Source organism: Agrobacterium sp. GW821-FHT14E08 (genome assembly GCF_058803865.1).
Genome location: NZ_JBXAPJ010000001.1, coordinates 474,859 through 496,675 on the forward strand (window position 1 = coordinate 474,859; position 21,817 = coordinate 496,675).

Annotated in this window: 20 protein-coding genes; 14 read left to right on the forward strand and 6 right to left on the reverse strand. The window is 60.2% G+C overall.

The genetic code is table 11. The annotated features are described in order from the left end of the window. The first annotated feature begins 29 nt into the window (after positions 1–29). From AC1ROR_RS02335 to recO, 10 genes are all read left to right on the forward strand, one after another. Positions 30–2,264, forward strand: a complete 2,235-nt coding sequence (locus AC1ROR_RS02335; protein WP_003521127.1) for a RelA/SpoT family protein — start codon at positions 30–32, stop codon at positions 2,262–2,264. A gap of 198 nt (positions 2,265–2,462) precedes the next feature. Next, the gene (locus AC1ROR_RS02340) at positions 2,463–2,609 is read left to right on the forward strand and encodes a DUF3563 domain-containing protein (RefSeq protein ID WP_162180472.1); all 147 of its coding nucleotides are present in this window, start codon (positions 2,463–2,465) and stop codon (positions 2,607–2,609) included. 440 nt (positions 2,610–3,049) lie between these two features. Next, positions 3,050–3,628 carry a DUF2062 domain-containing protein gene (locus AC1ROR_RS02345; RefSeq protein ID WP_080833988.1) on the forward strand — a complete coding sequence of 193 codons (579 nt, stop codon included), beginning with the start codon at positions 3,050–3,052 and terminating at the stop codon, positions 3,626–3,628. Continuing rightward, complete coding sequence (acpS, locus tag AC1ROR_RS02350; RefSeq protein ID WP_035218058.1) at positions 3,625–4,029, forward strand: holo-ACP synthase; 405 nt, start codon at positions 3,625–3,627, stop codon at positions 4,027–4,029. The genes AC1ROR_RS02345 and acpS overlap by 4 nt, the downstream gene beginning before the upstream one ends. 209 nt (positions 4,030–4,238) lie before the next feature. Further along, a complete protein-coding gene (lepB, locus tag AC1ROR_RS02355; RefSeq protein ID WP_003496938.1) occupies positions 4,239–4,985 on the forward strand; it encodes a signal peptidase I in 747 nt (248 codons plus the stop codon). After that, a complete protein-coding gene (gene rnc / locus AC1ROR_RS02360) occupies positions 4,982–5,701 on the forward strand; it encodes a ribonuclease III (protein WP_035218055.1) in 720 nt (239 codons plus the stop codon). Before lepB ends, rnc begins: the two co-directional genes overlap by 4 nt. A 75-nt stretch (positions 5,702–5,776) precedes the next feature. Next, positions 5,777–6,727, forward strand: a complete 951-nt coding sequence (gene era, locus AC1ROR_RS02365) for a GTPase Era (RefSeq protein ID WP_035218044.1) — start codon at positions 5,777–5,779, stop codon at positions 6,725–6,727. Between the two features lie 336 nt (positions 6,728–7,063). Continuing rightward, positions 7,064–7,816: a Crp/Fnr family transcriptional regulator gene (locus tag AC1ROR_RS02370; RefSeq protein WP_035218042.1), complete on the forward strand. Its 753-nt coding sequence runs from the start codon at positions 7,064–7,066 to the stop codon at positions 7,814–7,816. Positions 7,817–7,953: 137 nt separating this feature from the next. Then, positions 7,954–8,331: a response regulator gene (locus tag AC1ROR_RS02375; RefSeq protein WP_080833990.1), complete on the forward strand. Its 378-nt coding sequence runs from the start codon at positions 7,954–7,956 to the stop codon at positions 8,329–8,331. A gap of 56 nt (positions 8,332–8,387) precedes the next feature. Continuing rightward, complete coding sequence (gene recO / locus AC1ROR_RS02380; protein ID WP_498588511.1) at positions 8,388–9,152, forward strand: DNA repair protein RecO; 765 nt, start codon at positions 8,388–8,390, stop codon at positions 9,150–9,152. 2 nt (positions 9,153–9,154) lie between these two features. Here the strand turns inward: recO and AC1ROR_RS02385 are convergent, their stop codons facing one another. Then, on the reverse strand, positions 9,155–10,369 hold the full coding sequence (locus AC1ROR_RS02385) for an MFS transporter (protein ID WP_498588512.1): 1,215 nt from the start codon (positions 10,367–10,369) through the stop codon (positions 9,155–9,157). A gap of 179 nt (positions 10,370–10,548) precedes the next feature. On the opposite strand from AC1ROR_RS02385, the gene AC1ROR_RS02390 reads away from it, so the two are divergent. Next, a complete protein-coding gene (locus tag AC1ROR_RS02390; RefSeq protein WP_498588513.1) occupies positions 10,549–11,283 on the forward strand; it encodes a class I SAM-dependent methyltransferase in 735 nt (244 codons plus the stop codon). Positions 11,284–11,568: 285 nt separating this feature from the next. Here AC1ROR_RS02390 and AC1ROR_RS02395 read toward each other — a convergent pair whose 3' ends face one another. The 4 genes from AC1ROR_RS02395 to AC1ROR_RS02410 all read right to left on the reverse strand — a co-directional run bounded on the left by AC1ROR_RS02395 (position 11,569) and on the right by AC1ROR_RS02410 (position 17,652). Next, positions 11,569–12,411, reverse strand: a complete 843-nt coding sequence (locus AC1ROR_RS02395; RefSeq protein WP_498588514.1) for an MOSC domain-containing protein — start codon at positions 12,409–12,411, stop codon at positions 11,569–11,571. A gap of 11 nt (positions 12,412–12,422) precedes the next feature. After that, on the reverse strand, positions 12,423–13,067 hold the full coding sequence (locus tag AC1ROR_RS02400; RefSeq protein WP_498588515.1) for an HD domain-containing protein: 645 nt from the start codon (positions 13,065–13,067) through the stop codon (positions 12,423–12,425). After that, entirely contained in the window at positions 13,064–15,838 is a 2,775-nt protein-coding gene (locus AC1ROR_RS02405) for a DUF2339 domain-containing protein (RefSeq protein ID WP_498588516.1), read from the reverse strand. The genes AC1ROR_RS02400 and AC1ROR_RS02405 overlap by 4 nt, the downstream gene beginning before the upstream one ends. 260 nt (positions 15,839–16,098) lie before the next feature. After that, positions 16,099–17,652, reverse strand: coding sequence for a VOC family protein (locus AC1ROR_RS02410; RefSeq protein WP_498588517.1), 1,554 nt, complete (start codon positions 17,650–17,652; stop codon positions 16,099–16,101). A gap of 290 nt (positions 17,653–17,942) precedes the next feature. Here AC1ROR_RS02410 and AC1ROR_RS02415 point away from each other — a divergent pair, with 290 nt between their 5' ends. The 3 genes from AC1ROR_RS02415 to AC1ROR_RS02425 all read left to right on the forward strand — a co-directional run bounded on the left by AC1ROR_RS02415 (position 17,943) and on the right by AC1ROR_RS02425 (position 20,850). After that, a complete protein-coding gene (locus AC1ROR_RS02415) occupies positions 17,943–18,986 on the forward strand; it encodes an ABC transporter substrate-binding protein (RefSeq protein WP_498588518.1) in 1,044 nt (347 codons plus the stop codon). 260 nt (positions 18,987–19,246) lie between these two features. Next, positions 19,247–20,035: an ABC transporter ATP-binding protein gene (locus tag AC1ROR_RS02420; protein ID WP_167377412.1), complete on the forward strand. Its 789-nt coding sequence runs from the start codon at positions 19,247–19,249 to the stop codon at positions 20,033–20,035. After that, positions 20,032–20,850: an ABC transporter permease gene (locus AC1ROR_RS02425; RefSeq protein WP_498588519.1), complete on the forward strand. Its 819-nt coding sequence runs from the start codon at positions 20,032–20,034 to the stop codon at positions 20,848–20,850. Before AC1ROR_RS02420 ends, AC1ROR_RS02425 begins: the two co-directional genes overlap by 4 nt. A gap of 206 nt (positions 20,851–21,056) precedes the next feature. Here the strand turns inward: AC1ROR_RS02425 and AC1ROR_RS02430 are convergent, their stop codons facing one another. Further along, positions 21,057–21,734: a ZinT family metal-binding protein gene (locus AC1ROR_RS02430; protein WP_498588520.1), complete on the reverse strand. Its 678-nt coding sequence runs from the start codon at positions 21,732–21,734 to the stop codon at positions 21,057–21,059. Between the last annotated feature and the right edge of the window lie 83 nt (positions 21,735–21,817).

Genomic DNA, 21,817 nt, shown 5'->3' on the forward strand with positions numbered 1-21,817 from the left:
TGGCGCGCTTTCTTTTTGTGGAATATCGCATGATGCGGCAATACGAACTCGTTGAGCGGGTTCAAAAATATAAACCGGATGCGAATGAGGCCCTGCTGAACAAGGCCTATGTTTACGCCATGCAGAAACATGGCCAGCAGAAGCGGGCCAATGGCGACCCCTATATATCGCATCCGCTGGAAGTTGCCGCGATCCTCACCGAAATGCATCTCGACGAATCGACCATTGCGGTGGCGTTGCTGCACGATACGATCGAGGATACCACCGCCACGCGCGCCGAAATCGATGAGCTCTTCGGCGAGGATATCGGCCGGCTGGTGGAAGGGTTGACCAAGCTCAAGAAGCTCGATCTCGTTACGCGCAAGGCCAAGCAGGCCGAAAACCTGCGCAAGCTGCTGCTTGCCATTTCAGATGACGTGCGCGTTCTGCTGGTGAAGCTCGCCGACCGCCTGCACAATATGCGCACCATGGAATATATGCCGGCCGACAAGCGCAGCCGCATTTCCGAAGAGACCATGGAAATCTATGCGCCGCTCGCCGGCCGCATGGGCATGCAGGATATGCGCGATGAGCTGGAGGACCTGTCCTTCCGTTATCTCAACCCGGAAGCCTACGAGACGGTGACCAACCGCCTGCAGGAACTGGAAACGCGCAATGAAGGGTTGATCAAGAAGATCGAGGACGAGCTGCGCGAGCTTCTCGTGGCGAACGGCCTCATCGGAGCCAATGTCAAAGGGCGTCAGAAGAAACCCTATTCGGTGTTCCGCAAGATGCAGTCGAAGTCGCTGTCTTTCGAGCAGCTTTCCGATGTCTACGGTTTCCGCATTCTGGTGGACGACATTCCCTCCTGCTACCGGGCGCTGGGCATAGTTCACACCCGCTGGCGCGTGGTGCCGGGCCGCTTCAAGGACTACATCTCCACGCCGAAGCAGAACGACTATCGCTCCATCCACACCACCATCGTCGGCCCATCACGCCAGCGTATTGAGCTGCAGATCCGCACCAAGCGCATGCATGAGATCGCCGAATTCGGCATCGCCGCCCATGCGCTCTACAAGGATGGTGAAAACGGGGAGGGCGATCTGCTCTCGCCGGAATCGAATGCCTATTCCTGGCTGCGCCACACCATCGAATCGCTGGCCGAAGGGGACAGCCCGGAAGAATTCCTCGAGCACACCAAGCTCGAGCTTTTCCAGGATCAGGTGTTCTGCTTCACGCCCAAGGGCAAGCTGATCGCGCTGCCGCGCGGCGCGACGCCCATCGATTTCGCCTATGCCGTTCACACCAATATCGGCGACACCACGGTTGGCGCGAAGATCAACGGTCGGATCATGCCGCTCGTCACCCGCCTGAACAACGGCGACGAGGTGGAGATCATTCGCTCCGGCGTGCAGGTGCCGCCGGCCGCTTGGGAAGAGGTGGTGGTGACGGGCAAGGCCCGCTCGGCCATCCGCCGCGCCACCCGAATGGCCATCCGCAAGCAATATTCCGGCCTCGGTTACCGCATTCTGGAGCGCACCTTCGAGCGCGCCGGCAAGGCCTTCTCCCGTGAAGCGCTGAAGCCCGTGCTGCATCGTCTGGCGCAGAAGGATGTCGAAGACGCCATCGCCGCCGTCGGCCGCGGTGAGGTCTCCTCGCTGGATGTGCTGCGCGCGGTCTATCCCGATTATCAGGATGAGCGCGTCACGGTGAAGATGACCGGCGATGATGGCTGGTTCAACATGCGCAGCGCCTCCGGCATGGTCTTCAAGATCCCCGGCAAGTCGCGCTCGGTTCTCGAGGACGACGGTGCGGCCGAGATGCTGGATGGGCCGGACCCGCTGCCCATCCGTGGCCTTTCCGGCAATGTCGACGTGCATTTCGGTGCCGCCGGCGCCGTTCCGGGTGACCGCATCGTCGGCATCATGGAAAAAGGCAAGGGCATCACCATCTATCCGATTCAGGCACCGGCGCTGCAACGCTTCGACGACGAGCCGGAGCGCTGGATCGATGTGCGCTGGGATCTCGATGAGGCGAACAAGTCGCGTTTCATGGCGCGGGTGATGATCAATGCGCTGAACGAGCCGGGCACGCTCGCCTCGGTGGCGCAATCGATCGCGACGCTTGATGTCAATATTCGCGGCCTCAACATGGTGCGCATCGGCACGGATTTCTCCGAGCTGGCGCTGGATGTCGAAGTCTGGGATCTCAGGCAGCTGAACCAGCTCCTGTCGCAGCTCAAGGATCTCGATTGCGTCTCGACAGTGACGCGTGCCTTCGATTGAGGCATTTTTGATCCTTTGCAAATACTAAAAAGGCCGCTGTTATGCGCTGAATGCATGGCAGCGGCCTTTTCCTGTCTCTGGTCGTGGAGGCGGTTTGCGACTATTTTCATCTCAGAAATTGAAGAGAAGGAAATGCGGCGTGCCGGTGGATGAACACCGATGAGAAACGCCAGTTCCAAACCGAAAGGACCGAAAATCATGTTTACTCCGCTTCGCAAGATCGCCCGTGCCGTTCGTGGCAAGACCACTCAGGAACGCGAATTCGAATATCTCAGCGCCTCCGTTTCGAATGTCGACCTGGAATTCCGCCAGCGCGAAATCGACCGTGGCCTGTTCCGCCGGTAATGCACACAGCGCATGGCAGCCAATCGCCATGCGTATGGAGCCAGCAGGTGCAGCCGTATCGGCCTGTGTATTGCTGTGTCTCGCAAAACTATGTGAATGCGCGCTTCAAGCGGGCGTCCCAAACTGGTTGACCCAATACGCCGCAAAAAAATCCGGCTCAGTCCCCTGTCGCAATAGGCGACACTAAATTGGGACTGATATCGAAGGCTCGATATTCACTGTATTCGTGACATCCCGCGTCCGCCATGCCGGACTTGATCCGGCATCCAGCCAGCCCAAGTCCTTGGGCTGGAAAGAGTCTTCTCGCCGCGCAGACGCACGTCGGCTGGATTCCGGCTCAAGGCCGGAATGACGGAAGCGGAGAATACACCTGCAAAAGAAATCCCTGCGTCATCTATGATGCTCTTGGCTCAGCCCGGGCGATGAAATAGACTGAGCCCATGCCGTTTCGCCGCCGTGAACCCGTTGGTTTTTCAGAGAAGATTCGCGACCTCTTCTGGCCGCGCACGGGTTTTACCCGTTCGCTGCGCTATATGAAGCTGCGTCTGCTGCGGCTTTCCGCTTCTCCGCATTCCGTTGCCGCCGGTGTCGCCATTGGTGTCGGCGTGGCATGGACGCCGTTTCTCGGCATTCATATCATCATCGCCATGGCGCTTGGCTTCCTCATGCGCGTCAATCTCGTTGCGGCCGCACTCGGCACCACCTTCGCCAATCCGCTGACATTTCCCTTTATATGGGCGTCCACCTGGGAACTGGGGCATTTCATCCTCGGTCGGCAGAGGGCGGAAAGCGCTGCCCATGTGGATTTCGTGGCGCTGTTCAGCCATCTTGAATTCCGGCAGATATGGACGCCGGTGCTGGAACCCATGACCATCGGCGCGATTCTGCCCGCAGCCATCAGCGCCGTCATCGCCTATGTCGCCGTTTATGGCCTCATCAGCGGCTTTCAGCGGCGCAAGATGGAAAATCTCGCGCACCGCGCCGCCAATAAAAATGCCTCTCTGGAGATGTTGAAATGATCATTGGATTGGGTAGCGACCTGATCGACATTCGTCGCGTTGAAAAGTCGATCGATCGTTTCGGCGACCGCTTCACCCATCGCTGTTTTACCGATATCGAGCGGGCCAAATCCGATGGCCGCAGGAACCGCGCGGCTTCTTATGCCAAGCGCTTCGCCGCCAAGGAAGCCTGTTCCAAGGCGCTGGGGACCGGACTTGCGAACGGTGTTTTCTGGAAGGACATGGGTGTCGTTAACCTGCCGGGTGGCAAGCCGACCATGGTATTGACCAATGGGGCAGGGGAAAGGCTGGCGGCGCTGCTGCCCGCCGGCCACCGCGCCAATATTCACCTGACGATCACGGACGACTTCCCCTATGCTCAGGCATTCGTGATTATCGAGGCGCTTCCCGTGAACGGGTAAGACGCGACGCTGCCGCATTGCCGCTCTATTTGCGGGCGTGTGACAGAAGCGCTTCCCTTCGGGCTGGAAAGGTTCTAGAGAAGTCGCAGAAATATGAAAGCGTTGCCGGCTGCGTAAAAACCGCTTGCCCGCCGCATATGCGATAAAACAACGGCCCGGAGGCCTTCGTGAAACCGAAGAAGCCGGGAAACAATCAGGCAGGTCTTTAAGTGTCCGAAAAAGCTGAAAAGAAGCAGAACGCCCTCTGGGAGAACGTCAAGGTCATCATTCAGGCGCTGCTGCTGGCCATGGTCATCCGCACCGTGCTGTTTCAGCCCTTCACCATCCCCTCCGGCTCGATGATGCCGACGCTTCTGGTTGGCGATTATCTTTTCGTCAACAAGTTCTCTTACGGCTATTCGAAATATTCGCTGCCCTTTTCGCCGAACCTGTTTTCGGGCCGCATTCTCGAATTCAGCAAGCCCAAGCGCGGCGATGTCGTGGTGTTCCGCCTGCCGCCCAATCCTGAAGTGGATTACATCAAGCGTCTGGTGGGCCTGCCGGGCGACCGCATCCAGGTGACGAACGGCGTGCTGTTCATCAACGGCCAGCCGGTGCCGAAGCAGCCCGATGGCACCTTCACCTCGGACTACCGTGCCGATCCGGGCGCCAATGTGCCCGTCTTCCGTGAAACGCTCGACAATGGCGTCACCTACGACACGCTGGACCAGTCGCCCGATTCTCGTGGCGACAACACGCGCGAATTCGTGGTGCCAGAAGGCCATTATTTCATGATGGGCGACAACAGAGACAATTCGCTCGATAGCCGTTTCGACGTCGGTTTCGTACCGGAAGAAAACCTGATCGGCCGCGCCAGCGTCATCTTCTTCTCGCTGGGCAATGACACGCCGTTCAGCCGCATTTGGGAATGGCCGGCCAACATGCGTTGGGACCGCCTCTTCAAGGTTGTGGAATGAGCAAGACCAAGCCGCTTTCGGCGGACGAGATTTCCCGTCTGGAAGCGTTGATCGGATATGAGTTCAAGGAAAAGGCCCGGCTCGACCGGGCCTTGACCCATGCCAGCGCCCGCTCGGCGGCGGCCGGCAATTATGAGCGGCTGGAATTTCTGGGCGACCGTGTCCTCGGTCTCTGCGTCGCCGAATTGCTGTTCTCCACCTTCCGCAACGCCACCGAAGGCGAGCTTTCGGTCCGTCTGAACCAGCTCGTCAGCGCCGAATCCTGCGCCGCGATCGGCGACGAGATGGGCCTGCATAATTTCATCCGCACCGGCTCGGATGTGAAGAAGCTGACCGGCAAGGCGATGCTGAACGTGCGCGCCGATGTCGTCGAAAGCCTGATCGCCACCATCTATCTGGACGGCGGGCTGGAAGCATCGCGTAAATTCATTCTGAAATACTGGCAGGGCCGCGCAACCAGCGTGGATGCCGGGCGACGCGACGCCAAGACCGAGTTGCAGGAATGGGCGCATGCCAGATTTGCGACCACACCCTCTTACCGGGTTGACGATCGTTCCGGACCGGATCACGATCCCCGCTTTACGGTGACTGTCGAAATTCCCGGCGTGAAGCCGGAAACCGGTGTCGAGCGCTCCAAGCGCGCGGCCGAACAGGTGGCGGCAACAAGATTGCTGGAACGCGAAGGCGTCTGGCAGAAGACCTCCACCCGGAACTGAGCACCCGGCGAACCGGGTGCCAAAATCGAGCGCATGGCGGACCCGCGGGCCGCATGTTGAATACCTCTGACCTTGATGGATAACATGACCGATCACGAAAACCCCGCCATTGAAGGCGAAGACAATAACCTTCCGACCCGTTCCGGCTTTGTGGCCCTTATCGGCCCGACCAATGCCGGCAAGTCGACGCTGGTCAACAGGCTGGTGGGCGCCAAGGTTTCGATCGTCAGCCACAAGGTGCAGACGACGCGCGCCGTCATGCGCGGTATCGCCATTCACAAGAATGCGCAGATCGTTTTCATGGACACGCCCGGCATCTTCAAGCCGCGCCGTAGGCTCGACCGCGCCATGGTCACCTCCGCCTGGGGCGGCGCGAAGGATGCCGATCTCATCCTGCTTTTGATCGACAGCGAGCGTGGTCTTAAAGGTGATGCCGAGGCCATTCTCGAAGGCCTGAAGGATGTTCCGCAGAAGAAGATCCTCTGCCTCAACAAGATCGACCAGGTGAAGCGCGAAGACCTGCTGAAGCTGGCCGCCGCCGCCAATGAGACGGTCGCCTTCGACCGCACCTTCATGATTTCGGCCACCAACGGTTCTGGTTGCGAAGACCTGATGGATTATCTGGTGGAGGCTCTGCCGGAAGGTCCGTGGTATTATCCGGAGGACCAGATTTCCGATCTGCCGATGCGCCAACTCGCCGCCGAAATCACGCGCGAAAAACTGTTCCTGCGCCTGCATCAGGAACTTCCCTACGCCTCGCATGTCGAGACCGAAAAGTGGGAAGAACGCAAGGACGGCTCGGTGCGCATCGAGCAGGTGATCTATGTCGAACGCGACAGCCAGAAGAAGATTGCGCTCGGCAAGAACGGCGATGCCATCAAGGCCATCTCCACCGCCTCGCGCAAGGAGCTGTCGGAAATCCTCGAACAGCCGGTGCATCTCTTCCTGTTCGTCAAGGTGCGCGAGAACTGGGGCGACGATCCCGAGCGCTTCCGTGAAATGGGACTGGAATTCCCGCGCGGCTAGCGCATCGGCGCGATGAGAACGTGCGCCCGCCTCCGTCATTCCGGCCTTGAGCCGGAATCCAGCCAGCCCAAGTCCTTGGGCTGAAGGAACTCTCTCGCCGCGCAGACGCGCGTCGACTGGATTCCGGCTTAAGGCCGGAATGACGAGCGGTAAATGTCGCGAACCAACGCGAACATCGAGATTGCCTCCAAAGCCTTCGTTTTTGTGTGTTGAAGCGTAGGGCGCGCCGCGATCCTTGAATGACTTGAATATCTTCACTCACCATCGGGAACCGAATGCGTTCGGGCGGGTTGTTCCAAAACAATTGGGCGCAACCTTTTTCGATGACGGGCATTCATGTCGCCAAAAAAACCGAACGGTATCTCCACCACGCCTTGCCAGCACTGTCCCCTGCGTGATCTGCCGCATTTCAGGGATTTTTCATCGCCCGAGCTGGATTTCGTTTCGCGTTTCAAGACGGGAGAGCTGGCGGTCGAAAGCGGCTCCGTGATCCTGATGGAGGGATCGCACAGCGCCCATCTTTATACGGTGCTGCATGGATGGGCTTTCCGTTACAAGACGCTGGAAGACGGCAGGCGGCAGATTCTCAACTACGTCATGCCCGGCGATCTCGTCGGCCTGCAGGGCACTGTGATGGGGGAGATGCAGCATTCAGTGGAAGCACTGTCTCCTGTCACCCTATGCGTCTTTGAACGGTCCCGTCTCAACAACCTCTTCACCGATCATCCGAGCCTTGCCTATGACCTCACCTGGATCGCGGCGAGCGAGGAACGCATGCTCGACAGCCATCTTCTGAGCATCGGCCGGCGCACCGCGCTGGAGCGCGCGGCCTATCTTATCGCGTTCCTCTACAGCAAGGCGAAAGCGGTCCATCTTGTGCAGGGCGAAACGCCTATCCCGGTCACCCAGCAGCATGTTGCCGATACGCTCGGCCTTTCCATCGTCCATACCAATAAGACCCTGAGAAAGCTCGTCGATCGCGGCCTGATCCGCTGGACGGACAAGGGTTGCCTGGTGCTGGACAATGCCGGATTGAGCCATGTGGCCGGCTGGGAAAGCGACGAAAAGCGGCAAAGACCCTTCATCTGATCTTCTTCGGACATGTCTTTTTTAAATGACGTTAGGGCCGTAATTTGCGACTCCTGTCCTGATATCTCGCAGGAGATTAATTAGGAGCCCACTGTCGCAGAACTGGTTGGCTCCTTCGTCTGGGAAGAAGAAAACATATGTTGCCACAACGGGTTATCATCGTTGAGGATGAATATCTGGTGGCGCTTGATGTCGAGGCTGTTCTCCAGTCCATGGGGGTCGAAATCATCGTCATCGCCACGACGCTCGCACAGGCCCGCGACGCCATCGAACAGGACGGCGCCGATTGCGTGCTTCTCGATGTCAGCCTTTCCGATGGCAAGAGTTACGATTTCGCGCGCCAGCTGCGGCAGGCGGGCATTCCCTTCGGTTTTGTCAGCGGTTACGGCGATACGACGGGGTTTCCCGAGGACCTTGCGAAGGCGCCCCTGCTCGGCAAGCCTTTCGGGGAAAATGAAATCATGGATTTCGTTCTCGGCCTCGTCAGCGTGGTCAATGACGCCGTAAAAGAATAACGTTTCCCCGCTGGATCGGTTATGATCGGGCCTGAATCGAAATTCGGACATGTTTCATGCAGTGGCAGGACGAGGCGATCATTCTTGGTGTCAAGCGTCACGGTGAGACAAGCGTCATCGCCGAGGTGATGACCCGTTCGCGCGGCCGTCATCTGGGGCTGGTGCGCTCCGGGCGCTCGCGCAGCATGCAGCCGGTGCTGCAGGCAGGAAACCGGGTGGATGTCATCTGGCGCGCGCGGCTTGACGATCATCTCGGCGAATACCGCATCGAGCCGCTGCAATTGCGGGCGGCACAGCTGATGGAAACGGCAACCGCCGTTTATGGCGTGCAGGCCATGGGCGCCTTGCTGCGCCTCTTGCCGGAGCGTGACCCGCATCCGCATCTCTATCAGGCGCTCGACGTCATTCTCGACAATCTCCATGATCCGGCTGACGCGGGCGAATTGTTCGTGCGCTTCGAACTGGCGGTGTTGAACGATCTCGGTTTCGGACTTGATCTCACCGAATGTGCGGCGACGGGGCTGCGTACCGATCTCATCTATGTATCGCCAAAAACGGGCAGGGCGGTCTGCCGCACCGCGGGCGCGCCCTATGCGGAGCGGATGCTGTCGCTACCGGCTTTCCTAAGCGAAGGCCAGTCGAAGGCGGCAGATCGCGACAGCCTTGCAGCTGCCTTTCGCCTCACCGCCCATTTCCTCAACCGGCATGTCTATGATCCGCGCGGCCTCCATGAAAACGCCGCCCGCGACGGTTTCGTGCAGGCGGCGTTGAAGGCGCTGGATCGCAAGGCGGTGCAGCCCATGCTCGATAAGGCTGTATAGTTTCAGGCTATCGCAGGCCGCGGTGCCGGCCGCTCCTGAATGGGCCAATGCACGATGGCCGCAAAAATTCCCATGCCGACGCCGAGCCACCAGACGAGATCATAAGAGCCGAGCCGGTCGTAAAGAAAACCGCCCAGCCAGACGCCGAGGAACGAGCCGATCTGGTGCGACAGGAACACAACGCCGCCCAGCATGCCGAGATGGCGGGTGCCGAACATGATCGCCACCAGCGCATTGGTTGGCGGTACTGTCGAAAGCCAGAGAATGCCCATCACGGCCGCGAAGATGATGACCGAAAGCGGCGACTGCGGCAGAAGCAGGAAGGCTGTGACGGCGATAGAGCGGGCGATATAGATGTAGGCCAGCATATAGGGCTTCGAATAACGCTGGGCGATGACGCCTGCCGCCAGCGAGCCGATGATGTTGAAAAAACCGATCAGCGCCATGGCGATCACCGCATAGCGCGGCTCGATACCGATATCGCCGAGATAGGCCGGGAAATGCGCAGTGATGAAGGCCACCTGGAAACCGCAGACAAAGAAGCCGGTGGTCAAAAGCAGGTAGCTCTTATGGCTGAGCGCTTCCCTCAGGGCCTCTCCTGCCGTCTGCTGGAACTGCGCCTGCGACTGGCTGCCGGAAGAGGAGTTGCCGCGCATCGGATAGGCCAGCAGCGGCACCAGCATCATCATCACGGCAAGCCAGACGAGACTGTCCGACCAGCCATAGGTCGAAATCAGGCCCTGGCTGATCGGCGCGAACAGGAACATGCCGGCCGAGCCCGCCGCCGTGCCGATGCCGAAGGCGAGCGAGCGCTGCTGCGGCGTGACGTGGCGTGCGAAAGCGGACAGGATGACGCTGAAGGAGCCGGCGGCGATGCCAAGCCCGACGAGAACGCCGCCGCCGAAATGCAGCCAGAAGGGCGAGGTGCCGAAGGACATGCAGATGAGGCCGGCCGCATAGAGGAAGCCGGAAAGCACGAGTACACGGCCGGTGCCAAACTTGTCGGCGATGGCGCCGAAGAACGGCTGGCCGAGACCCCAGAAGAGGTTCTGCAACGCCATGGCCAGACCGAAGGTGGACCGGTCCCAGCCGGTATCGGCGAGCATGGGCAGCTGGAAAAAGCCCATGGCTGACCGTGGCCCGAAGGTCATGACCGCAATCAGCGACCCGGCGACGATAATCAGCCAGGGCATCGTCTGGCGTGTGGCTTGCGACATGAAAATTCTCCCGCTGAAGCACCTTGCGGATTGGCGCAAGGCTTGCTGCAGATTCCCCGTTGATGAGAGGAATATTATCTTTTGTCAGGCCGCCCCACTAGCGACTTTTCTTGACGGCATTATTCGTGCGATTGATGAGACGCCCAGGATTGAATGCCATCGGGTAAGGTGAGGAAGCGATGAAGCAGAATATTTATGACGACCCGCAGTTTTTCGAGCGCTATAGCGCCATGCCACGCTCGCTTGAAGGGTTGAGGCAGGCGGGCGAATGGCATGAACTGCGCGCCATGTTGCCCCCTTTGAAAAACAGGACCGTTCTCGATCTCGGCTGCGGTTTCGGCTGGCATTGCCGTTATGCGGCGGAAGAGGGCGCGGCGCATGTTGTCGGTGTCGATCTTTCGGAGAACATGCTGCGCCGTGCCGCCGAGATAAACGGCGGACCCGGTATCGAATATCGCCGCGCCGCGATCGAGGATATCGACTTTGCGCCTGATAGTTTCGATCTGGTGCTGAGTTCGCTCGCTTTGCATTACGTTCGCGATCTTGATGTGGCCTTCGCGAAGGTTTTCACCGTCCTAAAATCCGGCGGCGACTTCGTCTTTTCCATCGAGCATCCCGTGTTCACGGCGCTGGACAAGCAGGATTGGTTCTATGGCGAGGAAGGCGAAATCCTGCACTGGCCGCTGGACAACTATCAGCATGAAGGCGTGCGCCATTCCAACTGGATGGCGGATGATGTCGTCAAATATCACCGCACGGTGTCAGGCATTCTGAACGCCCTGCTGGCCGCCGGTTTTGCGATCACGCGAATGGCGGAACCGAGGCCAGATCCAGCCTTGCTGGCGGAGCGGCCGGAACTGAAACACGAAGACCGCCGCCCGATTTTCCTGATTGTTGGGGCGCGTAAGCCGTGACATCACGCCGTACGTTGTATCGCTGGGGTGACACAATGATTGAGATCGCTGCGTCAGGCTCGAAGCTTGCCGTTGTCCATAATGCTCCGCCCCATCCTCATCCCTGTGCTTGTCACAGGGATCCAGCCAGCCCAAGTCCTTGGGCTGAAAGGACTCTTCTCGCCGCGCAGACGCGCGTCGACTGGATTCCTGTGACAAGCACAGGAATGAGGGGAGCGAGGGTGTACCGGAGTATCAGAACACCGCGCCATTTGCTGTGGGTTCGATTTGAATCGGACCGGCGACTTACCGCCGCTTGATCGCCCAGCCGTCTGGCCGTTCCTCGACCACCCTTGCCACATCGCCGACAGACAGCCTGCCTTCGCCGCGCGGTGTGACATTCCAGCCGAAAAGCGGGCCGGGCACGCGCCGGTCGCCGGACATACGGATACGGCCCATGGCCTTCATGGGGGAGGGCACATCGCGAGAACCGGTTGTCTGGTCCTGCGTGGTCATGATGCAGCGGGCGCAGGGTTTGACGAGGTCGAAACGGATGCCGCCGATCTCGATGGCCGCCCAGCGGTCCTCGGCCCACGGCTCGTCTGTTTCCAGCACGATATTGGGCCGGAACCGCTCCATGCCGACGGCGTCCTCGCCATTGTCGCGCATATTGTCGTTAAGGGCTGCAAGCGAGGCGGTGGTGGTAACGAGAATCTGGTAACCATCCGCAAAGGTGACGGGCGTTTCATTGCCGGTCCATTCAAGGCTTGCGATGCGTCTGGAGGCGTCGTCGAAAAACACCAGCTTCACCTCGCGCCCCAGCCATGCCGAAAGCGTGTCGTTGGTTTCGTCATCAGCAATATTGGCGCTGACGATCGATTTCCACACCGCTACGTCCATGCGCTCTCCGGAAGGCCGCGCGAAAATCTCGCTGCCCGCTTCTCTCGAAAGCGCCATGCCGCCATTCTCATGGCGCGCCAGAATAGTGGCGATATCAGGCAATTCGCGCTGCGTGATGAAATGGCCGGAAGGATCGGTCAGCATGGCGCGGCGGTCGCCGGGCAGGCCTTCCGCCGAGACATCGCTTTGCGAGAGGACGATGCCGCGCCCGCTCTTCAGCGGGTAGATGTTGAGTTCGGTCACACGCATGTCGCGTCTCCTCAGATTTCGTCGAGAAACAGGTCCAGCACCTGTTGCAGGCGTTCATGGCGGGCCTTGGCCATCTGCCGGCCCGTCTCGGTGCGAAAGCCGTCGGCCAGCTTGAACAGCTTGGTTTCGAAATGGTCGATGGCAAAGGCGCGGTCGTCAAGCGGCCGCTCCTTCGCCAGCGGGTCGACCGGGTCGTAGAGAGCCGAGCCCATGCGTCCGGCAATATAAAAGCAGCGCGCCGCCCCCACCATACCGATGGCGTCCAGCCGGTCGGCGTCCTGAAGGATTTTTGCCTCCAGCGTCTGCGGCTCGATATTGGCGGAAAAGCTGTGGGTGGTGATGGCATGGGCGGCGGCGTCGATATCGCTGCGTCGCCAGCCAAGGGCTTCAAGAATGCCGGCAGCTTTTTCCGCCGCCAGCCGCGATGCCTGCGCGCGGAGCGGCGAGTTCTTCTCCACCGCCACGCAATCATGCAAAAGCACGCTGGCCGCCAGCACCGTGCCGTCACCACCTTCGCCCGCATGGATGCGCATGGCGTTGCGGAAGACCCGGTGAATATGGGCAAGATCATGCGAGCCGTCGCCCGCATCGGCGGCGTGCGGTATCAGTTCCTGCGCAAGCGCCTCAAAAGGCGCGAAAGCCTCGGGCGCGATCATGCCTGCGGCTTCCGGGTGAGGATTTTCTGGTAGAACAGGCCGATGCCAATCAGCACCGCGCCAAGCCCGATGAAGGACAGCGCCCGCAGCACCCCTTCAAGATTGCTCATATCGATCAGGAAGGCCTTGGCGACGGAGATCAGCACGAAGGCGGCGGATGCCAGACGCAGGCTGCGGGCATTGAAGCGCGAGCCGAGCACGAGCAGCAGCACGCCGATCAGCAGCCACACCACCGAATAGCTGTAGGTTTCACCCTGCAAAAAGCCCTTCCAGTCGGCAATGTTCTCGCCCTGCCAGAAGCGGCGGACCGAAAGTGTGGCCCAGGCAAAACCGAGTGCCGCACCTGCCACCGCCAGCAGGCTGACATAGGGCGGGGGACGTTTGCCGCGCGCATACCAGGCGAGACCGCCATAGGCGAGCGCCGGCAGGAGGTAACCGATCAGCAGCAGATTGAGGAACGGGATGCGGCCGGTATTTTCGCCGGTGAAATAGGGATTGAGCGTGAAGAAATGCATCGTCAGCACGTTGATGACGGCGATCACGCCGGCAATCATCGAGCCGTAACGGAAGACGGGGCTGGGGCTCTTGAGATCCAGCGTCATCAGCACGCCTGAAAAACCGATGGTCAGCAGCGTATAGATCGACTGTTCGCCGAGCGTCGGCACGCTGTCATTGAGAGTGCCGCCATTCATCGCGTGGCGGATGAGGATGGCGACCGCCAGCAAACCCATGACGCTGGCGATGGCCTGCAGAAAGTTCTTTGCCCGGAAGTTCGGCCAGTCGCGCAGCATCCAGGCCGAGACGATGGCGAGCAGCGCCGGAATGCCATAACCCGGCAGCAGCGCGTTGAAGACCGGCGTGAGCCCAAGATTTTGCGGCCCGACAATGGTGGGTTCCCAGGCGATGCGGCCAAGAACGGCAACACTTGCCACCGCCATCACCCAGGGCAGAATATCCCAGTTGCGATGGCGGGTCGCCAGCACATAACCGAAGCCGATGACGGAGAGCAGCACGGTTGTGGCGAGCCCTTCCGTCAGCGTGTGCAGGCACAGTGCGAAGGCGGCAAACGAGCCGAGCACGAGGATGTTGAGCGGTTTGCGATAGGCATCATTGTTCTGCCGATGCAGCCATTCCGCGCCGGCGATCAGCACGAGGCCGAGGCCAAGACCATAGGCCGCATGCAGCCAGTCACGGCCGAGATTGCCATATTCGACGAAGCTTGCCGTGCCGAGCCAGACCGGGAAAAGCGCTGCAATCCCCGCCCAGAGCTGGGAGAAATCCGGATCATCCGCGCCCTTGCGTTTCAGGAAAGAGAAACCGCAGAGGAGAAGGATGACGCCAAGGCCGAGCGCCATGGCGATGGCCGCGGTGTAGCCCGTTCCGACGGGAGGAAGCGTGACGGCGGTATCATTTATCAGGCCGATGAAATCGATACCCTGCCGCGACATCAGGGATACTGCAGCCTGTGCGCCGAGTGCGGCGATAATGGCCGGCCACACCGCATTGTGTCGCGCAGCGCCAAGGGCGGCAAGCGTTGCGATGAGGACGGAAACGACGAGGGCCGGATGGGTGTCGATGCTGCCGTCGGTGAAGAGGAAGCCGATTGCCGGCAGGACCACGGCCATCGAGACAGTGAGGCTGATGGCAAGCGACGGGCGCAACAAAAGCCGCATGGCGCGAATGGCGCGCCGCTCAGGCGTGGTGCTGGCTTCGCTTTCCTCGGCGGGCGGCGTGTCGAAGTGCCTGCCGGGCCAGAGGAAGAGGGTGCCGGCCAGCATGACAAGCAGTGAAAGCGTCGGCGGCTCGGCGCTGATCGTCTCGGAAAAAGCGATATAGCCGAGCACCCAGAGGCCGAGGCCCGCATTGGCAAGCGAGGGAACCACGGTCCAGCCCTGCCTGCGCGCGGCCGCCGCGGTGGCAAGCCACGAGATCGTCAGGAAAACGAACAGCGCCCAGATATTCGGTGTTTCGCTGGAAATCAGCGCCGGCGTCAGCATCGACCCCAACAGGCCGAGACCGGCGAGCGCCTGTCCGTGCAGAAGCGAAAGGCCGATGGTGGCGAAGGCCACGAGCCCAAGCAGAATGAAGGCGGTGCCGGAGCCGATATAGTCATAAATGCCATAGGCCGCATAAACCACGCCGAACAGCGTCAAGGCACCGGCGGCCGTCAGCACGCCCGGTATCATGGCGTTGGCGTAAGTGGTGGCGATGCCCGGCACAGCCTTGCGGCGGATCGCCTCGCCGGCAAGGCCAAGAACGAGACCGAAAATGGCGGCGAGCGAAAGCCGCACGGCCGGGCTCAGGAGCCCCGCTTCGATGGAATATTTGACAAGGAAAATGCCGCCAAGCGCTAGCGCCAGGCCGCCAGCCCAGACGGCCCAGCGCGCGCCGAGCAGGCTTTCGAAGCTTTCCTTGGTTGCCGGTGCGGATGCAGCCTCACGGGCAAGCACGCGCTCCTCTTCCTTGCTGGCAAGGTCCTCCGCCTCCGCCATGGCGGCGGCCACTTCTGCTTCGGACGGGTGTTCGGCGTGGAGGGCTGCGTCTTCCTCAGATGCCGCGCTTTCCTCTTCCGCGTCGAAATCCGCTCTCTCCGCCCAATCGGCCGTCTCCGCCTGCGCTGCCACAGGGGAAGCCACCCCGGCCGCCATCAGCCGCTTAAGGCTGACAACCTCGCGCTCGAGAGACTTGATTCGGCTTGAATTGCGGATGCTTGCGACCAGCGTGTAGATGAAGGCCGCGATGACGGCGAGGATAAGCAGCGGGATTTCCAAACAGAACTCTCCAATTACGAAGCTGTTTTTAAAGCCCTTTTGGCGAATTTATGCAAGGCCCGGTTGATGAATGGCTGGGCCGCTGGGGAGTAAGCGTGTGCCGCTTGTTTCTTCTCCCCGCCGGGGAGAAGTCCGCGGCAGCGGGATGAGGGGGTGACGGTAGAGATATTCGGAAACGTCGCCCCCTCATCCGACCCTTCGGGCCACCTTCTCCCCGGCGGGGAGAAGAAGCCAAGAGGCGACGCTGTATCTTCAGATGGTCACGCCGCAAGCCAGCGCCGCGCCGCCTCGATATCTGCAAGCCCAAGCTCGTGTCCGTCATCCACCGTTTCCACCCCGGCCTGCGCGCCGCTGGAGGAAATCCTGTCTCGCAGCTCCGTCGCCTTGTCGCGGTATTTATCGCGTTCGCCGGCCACAAGCAGGAAGTTCCGCCCGGAAAGATCGGTTTCCGGCCAGGTTTCGAGAACCGGCATAGGCCGATAGAGCAGCGCGTCTCCGGCAAGCTCCGGATAAAGCGCTGCAAAGGCGGTATAGAAATTCGCGCCATTGGAATGGCCGACAAAACGAAGCCTCGAAGGATCAAGGCCATAGGACCGGATCGCGCTATCGACAAAGGCGGCAAAGGCTTCCGCCTCGGAGACGATATCCTTCTGGTCGAAGCTGAAATCGGGGTAACGGCGGAACCAGCGGGCGATGTCCTCTTCCGTGCTGCGGCCGCGAACGCCGAGAAGCGTGGCGCCCGGTGCCGCCCGGTGCGCCAGCGGCATCAGGCTCGTCTCGCTGCCGCCGGAACCGTGCAGCAGGATGAGGGTGCTACCGTCAGGCTTTTCGGGCGTGTAGAAGCGGTGCACGAAAGGCAGGTCGCGATAGACGATACGCTCTTCGCCGGGCATCGAAAATTGCGGCAGCGCGACGCGCACATCCGCCTCATCCTTCATGAAAAGCGGCGGAATGAACAGCTTTTCGCCAAGCGCTTCCAGGGGCTCGTCAACGGTCATGCCGGGCGCGTCGGTCGCCATTTCGATCAGAACTCCACCCGGTTCGCGGACATAAAGCGAATGGAAATATTTTCGGTCATGAGCATTTGTGGTGCTGGAATTCAGCGATTTCAGTTCACCCAGCACCGCGTTTAGCTCGTCCAAATCCTGCGCGCGGAAAGCGATATGATCGACGGTGCCGGTGCCCGGCGCGCTGGACCAGAAGCCGGTGGCGTCACGCACGTCGATAATGTCATCGCTCTTCGAAACGAGCCGGCGGATAGCGCCCGTCTGGCTTTCCTGCTGGTAACCGAAATATTTTGTGAGGAAAGCCACCGTTTCTTCCGGCACCTCGCTCAGCACGGTTGCGCCATAGATGCGGCGAATGGCGTCTTCTGCCGGAATGTCGTTGGTTACATGTGGTGTGGCATCGGGGAAGGCGTGGGTGCCGACCAGCTTGACGATGAGGCCATCAGGGTCTTTCAGCCGGATGACCGGGGCGCCGAATTCGTCGGATGGTCCCTCGGCGCGGATGCCGAATTTCAGCGCCCGCGTCAGCCAGAAACCGATGCTGGCGGGATCGATCGCCAGCGACACTTCCAGCGTCTGGCCATAACCTACACGGCCCTGGCCGCCATCTTCCCAGACCAGAAAGGTCAGAAGCGAGCCTGGCGAGGCGATGTCATCGCCATAGAGCAGATGAAGCTGCATGGCGTCTTCGAAGCCGGCCGTGCGCTTGGCCAGCCTTAAACCCAGGAAGCCGGCGTAAAAATCGACATTCGCCTGCACCTTCCGGGTGATCATGGTGATGTGGTGTATGCCCAGTGCAGAATTCATCGTGCCGTCCCGTCGTTTTGCCTGCCATTCGTGGCTCTATTTGTCTTACCCTGCACCTGATCCGCAACCCCGGCAAATGAGAACGCTGTGTTCTCTGCATGAACGGAATTGCCCTGGCTTCGTTGCATGCGAGATGGGCAGAGATAGGGCTTTTTGCCTCCATATCAATCAACGATGCATATAAAATAAGCATACAAAATAACGGCTATTTTGTATGCAATTTGATCTTGCCTTGAGGGCTGGAATTGGGTCTTATGCAACCAATCCAACAAAACCATCAGGGGGAATAGATGATGTTAACGCGCAGGTTGTTGTCCAGGGCTCTGGCCATTGCCGCTGTCGGCGCTGCCACCGGATTTACGCTGCCCGTAACGGGTGCTCATGCCGAAACGCCGGTGAAATTCACGCTCGACTGGAAGTTCGAAGGCCCCGCCGCCGGCTTCCTGCTGGCGCTCGACAAGGGATACTTCAAGGCTGAAGGCCTCGATGTGACGATCGACAGCGGCAACGGCTCGGTGGAAGCCATTCCGCGCGTCGCGACCGGCGCCTATCAGATGGGTTTCGGCGACATCAATTCGGTGATGAAGTTCCTCGATGAGGATCCGAGCCAGAAGATCAAGGCCGTCTACATGGTCTATGAACGCCCGACATTTGCCGTTGTCGGCCGCAAGTCGCTCGGCGTCACCGGCGATCCGAAGTCGCTGGAAGGCAAGAAGCTCGGCGCACCGCCGCCGGATGGCGCTTTCGCGCAATGGCCGGCCTTCAAGCAGGTCGCCGGGCTTGATGACAGCAAGATCAAGATCGAATCGATTGGCTTCCCGGTGCGTGAGCCGATGCTGGCCAAGGGTGATGTCGATGCCGTTTTCGGTTTCGCCTTTTCCGTGATCCTCAACTTGAAGAAGCAGGGCATTGCCGATGACGATATCTCGACCATTCTGATGGCCGAGCACGGTTTGAATCTTTATGGCAATGCGGTGCTGGTAAACACTGATTTCGCTGAGAAAAACCCGGATGCCGTCAAGGGGTTCCTGAAGGCGCTGGCCAAGGGCTTCGCCGATTCCGTCAAGACCCCGGAAGAGGGCGTGGCGGCCGTGCTCAAGCGCAACGAAACGCTCGACAGCGCCATCGAGCTCGAGCGCCTCAACATGGCCAACAGCATGAACATCAAGACGCCCTATGTGGTGGCAAACGGCATGGGCGGTGTTGATCCGGCAAGGCTCGCCGCTTCCGTCGAGACGTTGAAAGTCTCGCTTGGGCTCAAGGGTAACGTCAAGGCGGATCAGGTCTTCGACGCAACATACCTGCCGGCCAAGGAAGAGCGCATGCTTCCCTGAGGGGGGAGCTGTTGCGGACAGAACGAGCGGGTGCCGCGAATTTCTTCTCCCCGCCGGGGAGAAGGTCGCGGCAGCGGGATGAGGGGGAAACGTCCACCGTATTCGGAGAGCCTGCCCCCTCATCCGACCCTTCGGGCCACCTTCTCCCCGGCGGGGAGAAGAAAAATGCGGCGACGCCGGGCATAATCGGCGGCTTTGGAAGTGAGGCGGGACAACGAAGGCTGTAGACGCCCGTACCGGCCGAAAAAATGGGGACTGCGATGTCACATCTCGTGGAAATAGACAATGTCGACATGCGCTACGGCGGGTCGGCCGGCACGCTGGCCGTATCCGGCCTTAATCTGACGGTCGACAAGGGTGAGTTCGCGGCCGTCGTCGGCCCCTCGGGCTGTGGCAAGTCGACGCTCATGAAGCTGGTGACGGGGCTGCATATTCCGCAGAAGGGCAATGTCATCGTTGCCGGGCGGCAGGTCACGGAGCCGGTTTCCATCGTCGGCATGGCATTTCAGAACCCGACGATGCTGCCCTGGCGCACCACGCTTGAAAACATCCTGCTGCCGCTGGAGATCGTCGAGAAACATCGCCGGCGCCTGCGCGCCCACAAAGCTGAATATGTCGCGAAAGCCGAGCGGCTGCTGGAGATTGTCGGTCTCAAAGGCTTCGGCTCGAAATATCCCTGGCAGCTTTCCGGTGGCATGCAGCAGCGCGCCAATCTGTGTCGCGCCTTGATCCACGAGCCGGATCTCCTGATGCTGGATGAACCCTTCGGCGCGCTCGACGCCTTCACCCGCGAGGAATTATGGTGCGTCATCCGCGATCTGCACGCGGCGCAACGCGTCACCATCATCCTTGTGACCCATGATCTGCGCGAAGCGACCTTTCTGGCTGACAAGATTTTCGTGATGAGCGCAAGGCCCGGCCGGGTGCTGGCCGAGCACCGCGTGCCGTTTGCCCGTCCGCGCCAGCTCGATATCATGTATGACAGGGGTTTCAACGACATGGTGCAGGAACTGCATGGCGAGATCGCGCAGGCGAGGGTGGCAGCATGAGCGCGATTGTTGAAAGCACCGTGGCGGACGCGCCGCGCAAGCCCCTGATCGACCGGGTCAACTGGGTGAAAGCCGCCCCCTGGCTTTATACGCTGGCGCTGTTCCTGCTGTGGGAATTGCTGGTCTATGCGCTGAAAATGCCGCCGACCATTCTGCCGTCGCCAGTCAGGGTCGGTCAGGCCATCGTGCAATATTGGTCGCCGATCTGGAAGAATTCGCTGCAGACCCTTTATACAACGACGCTGGGCTTCGCCATTGCGGTGGCCGCCGGGCTCGCCATCGGCCTTTTTATCGGCTGGTCGAAAACCATCTATGCCGGGCTTTATCCGCTGATGATCGGTTTTAACGCCATCCCGAAAGTGGCGCTGGTGCCGATCCTCGTCATCTGGTTTGGCATTGGCACCGTGCCTGCGGTTCTTACCGCCTTCCTGATCTCCTTCTTCCCGATTGTCGTCAACGTCGCGACCGGCCTTGCCACCATCGAGCCGGAAACAGAGGATGTGCTGCGGGCACTCGGTGCAAAGAAGATGGACATCATGCTGAAGGTCGGCATTCCGCGCTCCATGCCTTACTTCTTCGGCTCCCTGAAAATCGCCATAACGCTCGCTTTCGTCGGCTCGGTCGTCTCTGAAACCGTCGCCTCGAATTATGGTCTCGGCAACATGATGAGTTCGGCGCAGAGCCAGTTCAATGTGCCGCTGGTCTTCGCCGGCCTGCTGATGCTCGCCGTGGAAGGCATCGTCATGTACGCGATCATGGCGTGGCTCGAAAAGCGCATGACCGGCTGGGCGCACCGCTCGACCATGGGGCAGTGAACTGTCGGCATGGCATGAGGCCGTCGCCGCTTGTTTCTTCTCCCCGAGGGGGAGAAGGTGGCCCGAAGGGTCGGATGAGGGGGCAAGCTCTCCGCATATCTCGACCCTCGCCCCCTCATCCCGCTGCCGCGACCTTCTCCCCCTCGGGGAGAAGGCGAAAACCTCATGCGCTCGCTTCTGGCGAAAACGCCATGCCTGCAAAGGGCTCAATGCGCCGCCATTTCCTTCACGATCTCGGGACCGTCCATCATGAAGGGATAATAGGTCGGCCAATTGGTCACCTCGTCGAGCAGCGCCTTGCGGTCATTGCCCCAATAAAGGTGGTAATGGCCGGCCTTGGCGGGCGCGATGGTGTGGTCGCTGAACTGGACGAATTGCGGAGCCGCAGCATCTCCAATGGTCTTCTTGAAAATGTACCTGACGCCGCGATTGCCCTTCTTGTAGGTCAGGATTTCGTAGCCGTCGGCGGCATAGGTAGCCTCAATGGGCTTGGCTCCGCGATAGAAGGAAAAGCTGTTGCCCTTGATGACGATGCGATTGACGTCCGTCTTGTAGCCAATGGCATAATAAGCGCGGTATTCTTCGGCGCTCTTGTCACCATGCGCTGCCTTTTCCGCCATCACCGGGTCGAGGGAGCCGTTCAGCAGATAGGGGTAGACCGACTGCCAGTCGCCTTCCCAGTCGGAAAGCGTGCGCGGCTTCACCTGGGCATCCTCGAAATAACCCTTGTATATCTGTTTTTCGGCTTCGGTCTGGCCATGGCTGTGGTCGTGGCTATGAGCGGAGGAAGCCTTGTCTTTGCCGGCCGCCAGTGCCGAGGCTGTCATCAACAGCATGGAACCGATTGCAAGCGCGCCGGTGACGCGGGTGATCGTTTTTTGCATTCTTCTGGCCCTTTGTGTCTATAGAACGAAATAAGTTATGTAATAACATTACGATCATGTCGTATAAACACGTCTATCTGTAG

Excerpts from the sequence above, each read along its gene's own strand:
- AC1ROR_RS02335 (WP_003521127.1), top strand. The coding sequence starts at position 30 with ATGATGCGGCAATACGAACTCGTTGAGCGGGTTCAAAAATATAAACCG.
- AC1ROR_RS02340 (WP_162180472.1), top strand. The coding sequence starts at position 2,463 with ATGTTTACTCCGCTTCGCAAGATCGCCCGTGCCGTTCGTGGCAAGACC.
- AC1ROR_RS02345 (WP_080833988.1), top strand. The coding sequence starts at position 3,050 with ATGCCGTTTCGCCGCCGTGAACCCGTTGGTTTTTCAGAGAAGATTCGC.
- acpS (WP_035218058.1), top strand. The coding sequence starts at position 3,625 with ATGATCATTGGATTGGGTAGCGACCTGATCGACATTCGTCGCGTTGAA.
- rnc (WP_035218055.1), top strand. The coding sequence starts at position 4,982 with ATGAGCAAGACCAAGCCGCTTTCGGCGGACGAGATTTCCCGTCTGGAA.
- era (WP_035218044.1), top strand. The coding sequence starts at position 5,777 with ATGGATAACATGACCGATCACGAAAACCCCGCCATTGAAGGCGAAGAC.
- AC1ROR_RS02370 (WP_035218042.1), top strand. The coding sequence starts at position 7,064 with ATGTCGCCAAAAAAACCGAACGGTATCTCCACCACGCCTTGCCAGCAC.
- AC1ROR_RS02375 (WP_080833990.1), top strand. The coding sequence starts at position 7,954 with ATGTTGCCACAACGGGTTATCATCGTTGAGGATGAATATCTGGTGGCG.
- recO (WP_498588511.1), top strand. The coding sequence starts at position 8,388 with ATGCAGTGGCAGGACGAGGCGATCATTCTTGGTGTCAAGCGTCACGGT.
- AC1ROR_RS02385 (WP_498588512.1), bottom strand. The coding sequence starts at position 10,369 with ATGTCGCAAGCCACACGCCAGACGATGCCCTGGCTGATTATCGTCGCC.
- AC1ROR_RS02390 (WP_498588513.1), top strand. The coding sequence starts at position 10,549 with ATGAAGCAGAATATTTATGACGACCCGCAGTTTTTCGAGCGCTATAGC.
- AC1ROR_RS02395 (WP_498588514.1), bottom strand. The coding sequence starts at position 12,411 with ATGCGTGTGACCGAACTCAACATCTACCCGCTGAAGAGCGGGCGCGGC.
- AC1ROR_RS02400 (WP_498588515.1), bottom strand. The coding sequence starts at position 13,067 with ATGATCGCGCCCGAGGCTTTCGCGCCTTTTGAGGCGCTTGCGCAGGAA.
- AC1ROR_RS02410 (WP_498588517.1), bottom strand. The coding sequence starts at position 17,652 with ATGAATTCTGCACTGGGCATACACCACATCACCATGATCACCCGGAAG.
- AC1ROR_RS02415 (WP_498588518.1), top strand. The coding sequence starts at position 17,943 with ATGATGTTAACGCGCAGGTTGTTGTCCAGGGCTCTGGCCATTGCCGCT.
- AC1ROR_RS02420 (WP_167377412.1), top strand. The coding sequence starts at position 19,247 with ATGTCACATCTCGTGGAAATAGACAATGTCGACATGCGCTACGGCGGG.
- AC1ROR_RS02425 (WP_498588519.1), top strand. The coding sequence starts at position 20,032 with ATGAGCGCGATTGTTGAAAGCACCGTGGCGGACGCGCCGCGCAAGCCC.
- AC1ROR_RS02430 (WP_498588520.1), bottom strand. The coding sequence starts at position 21,734 with ATGCAAAAAACGATCACCCGCGTCACCGGCGCGCTTGCAATCGGTTCC.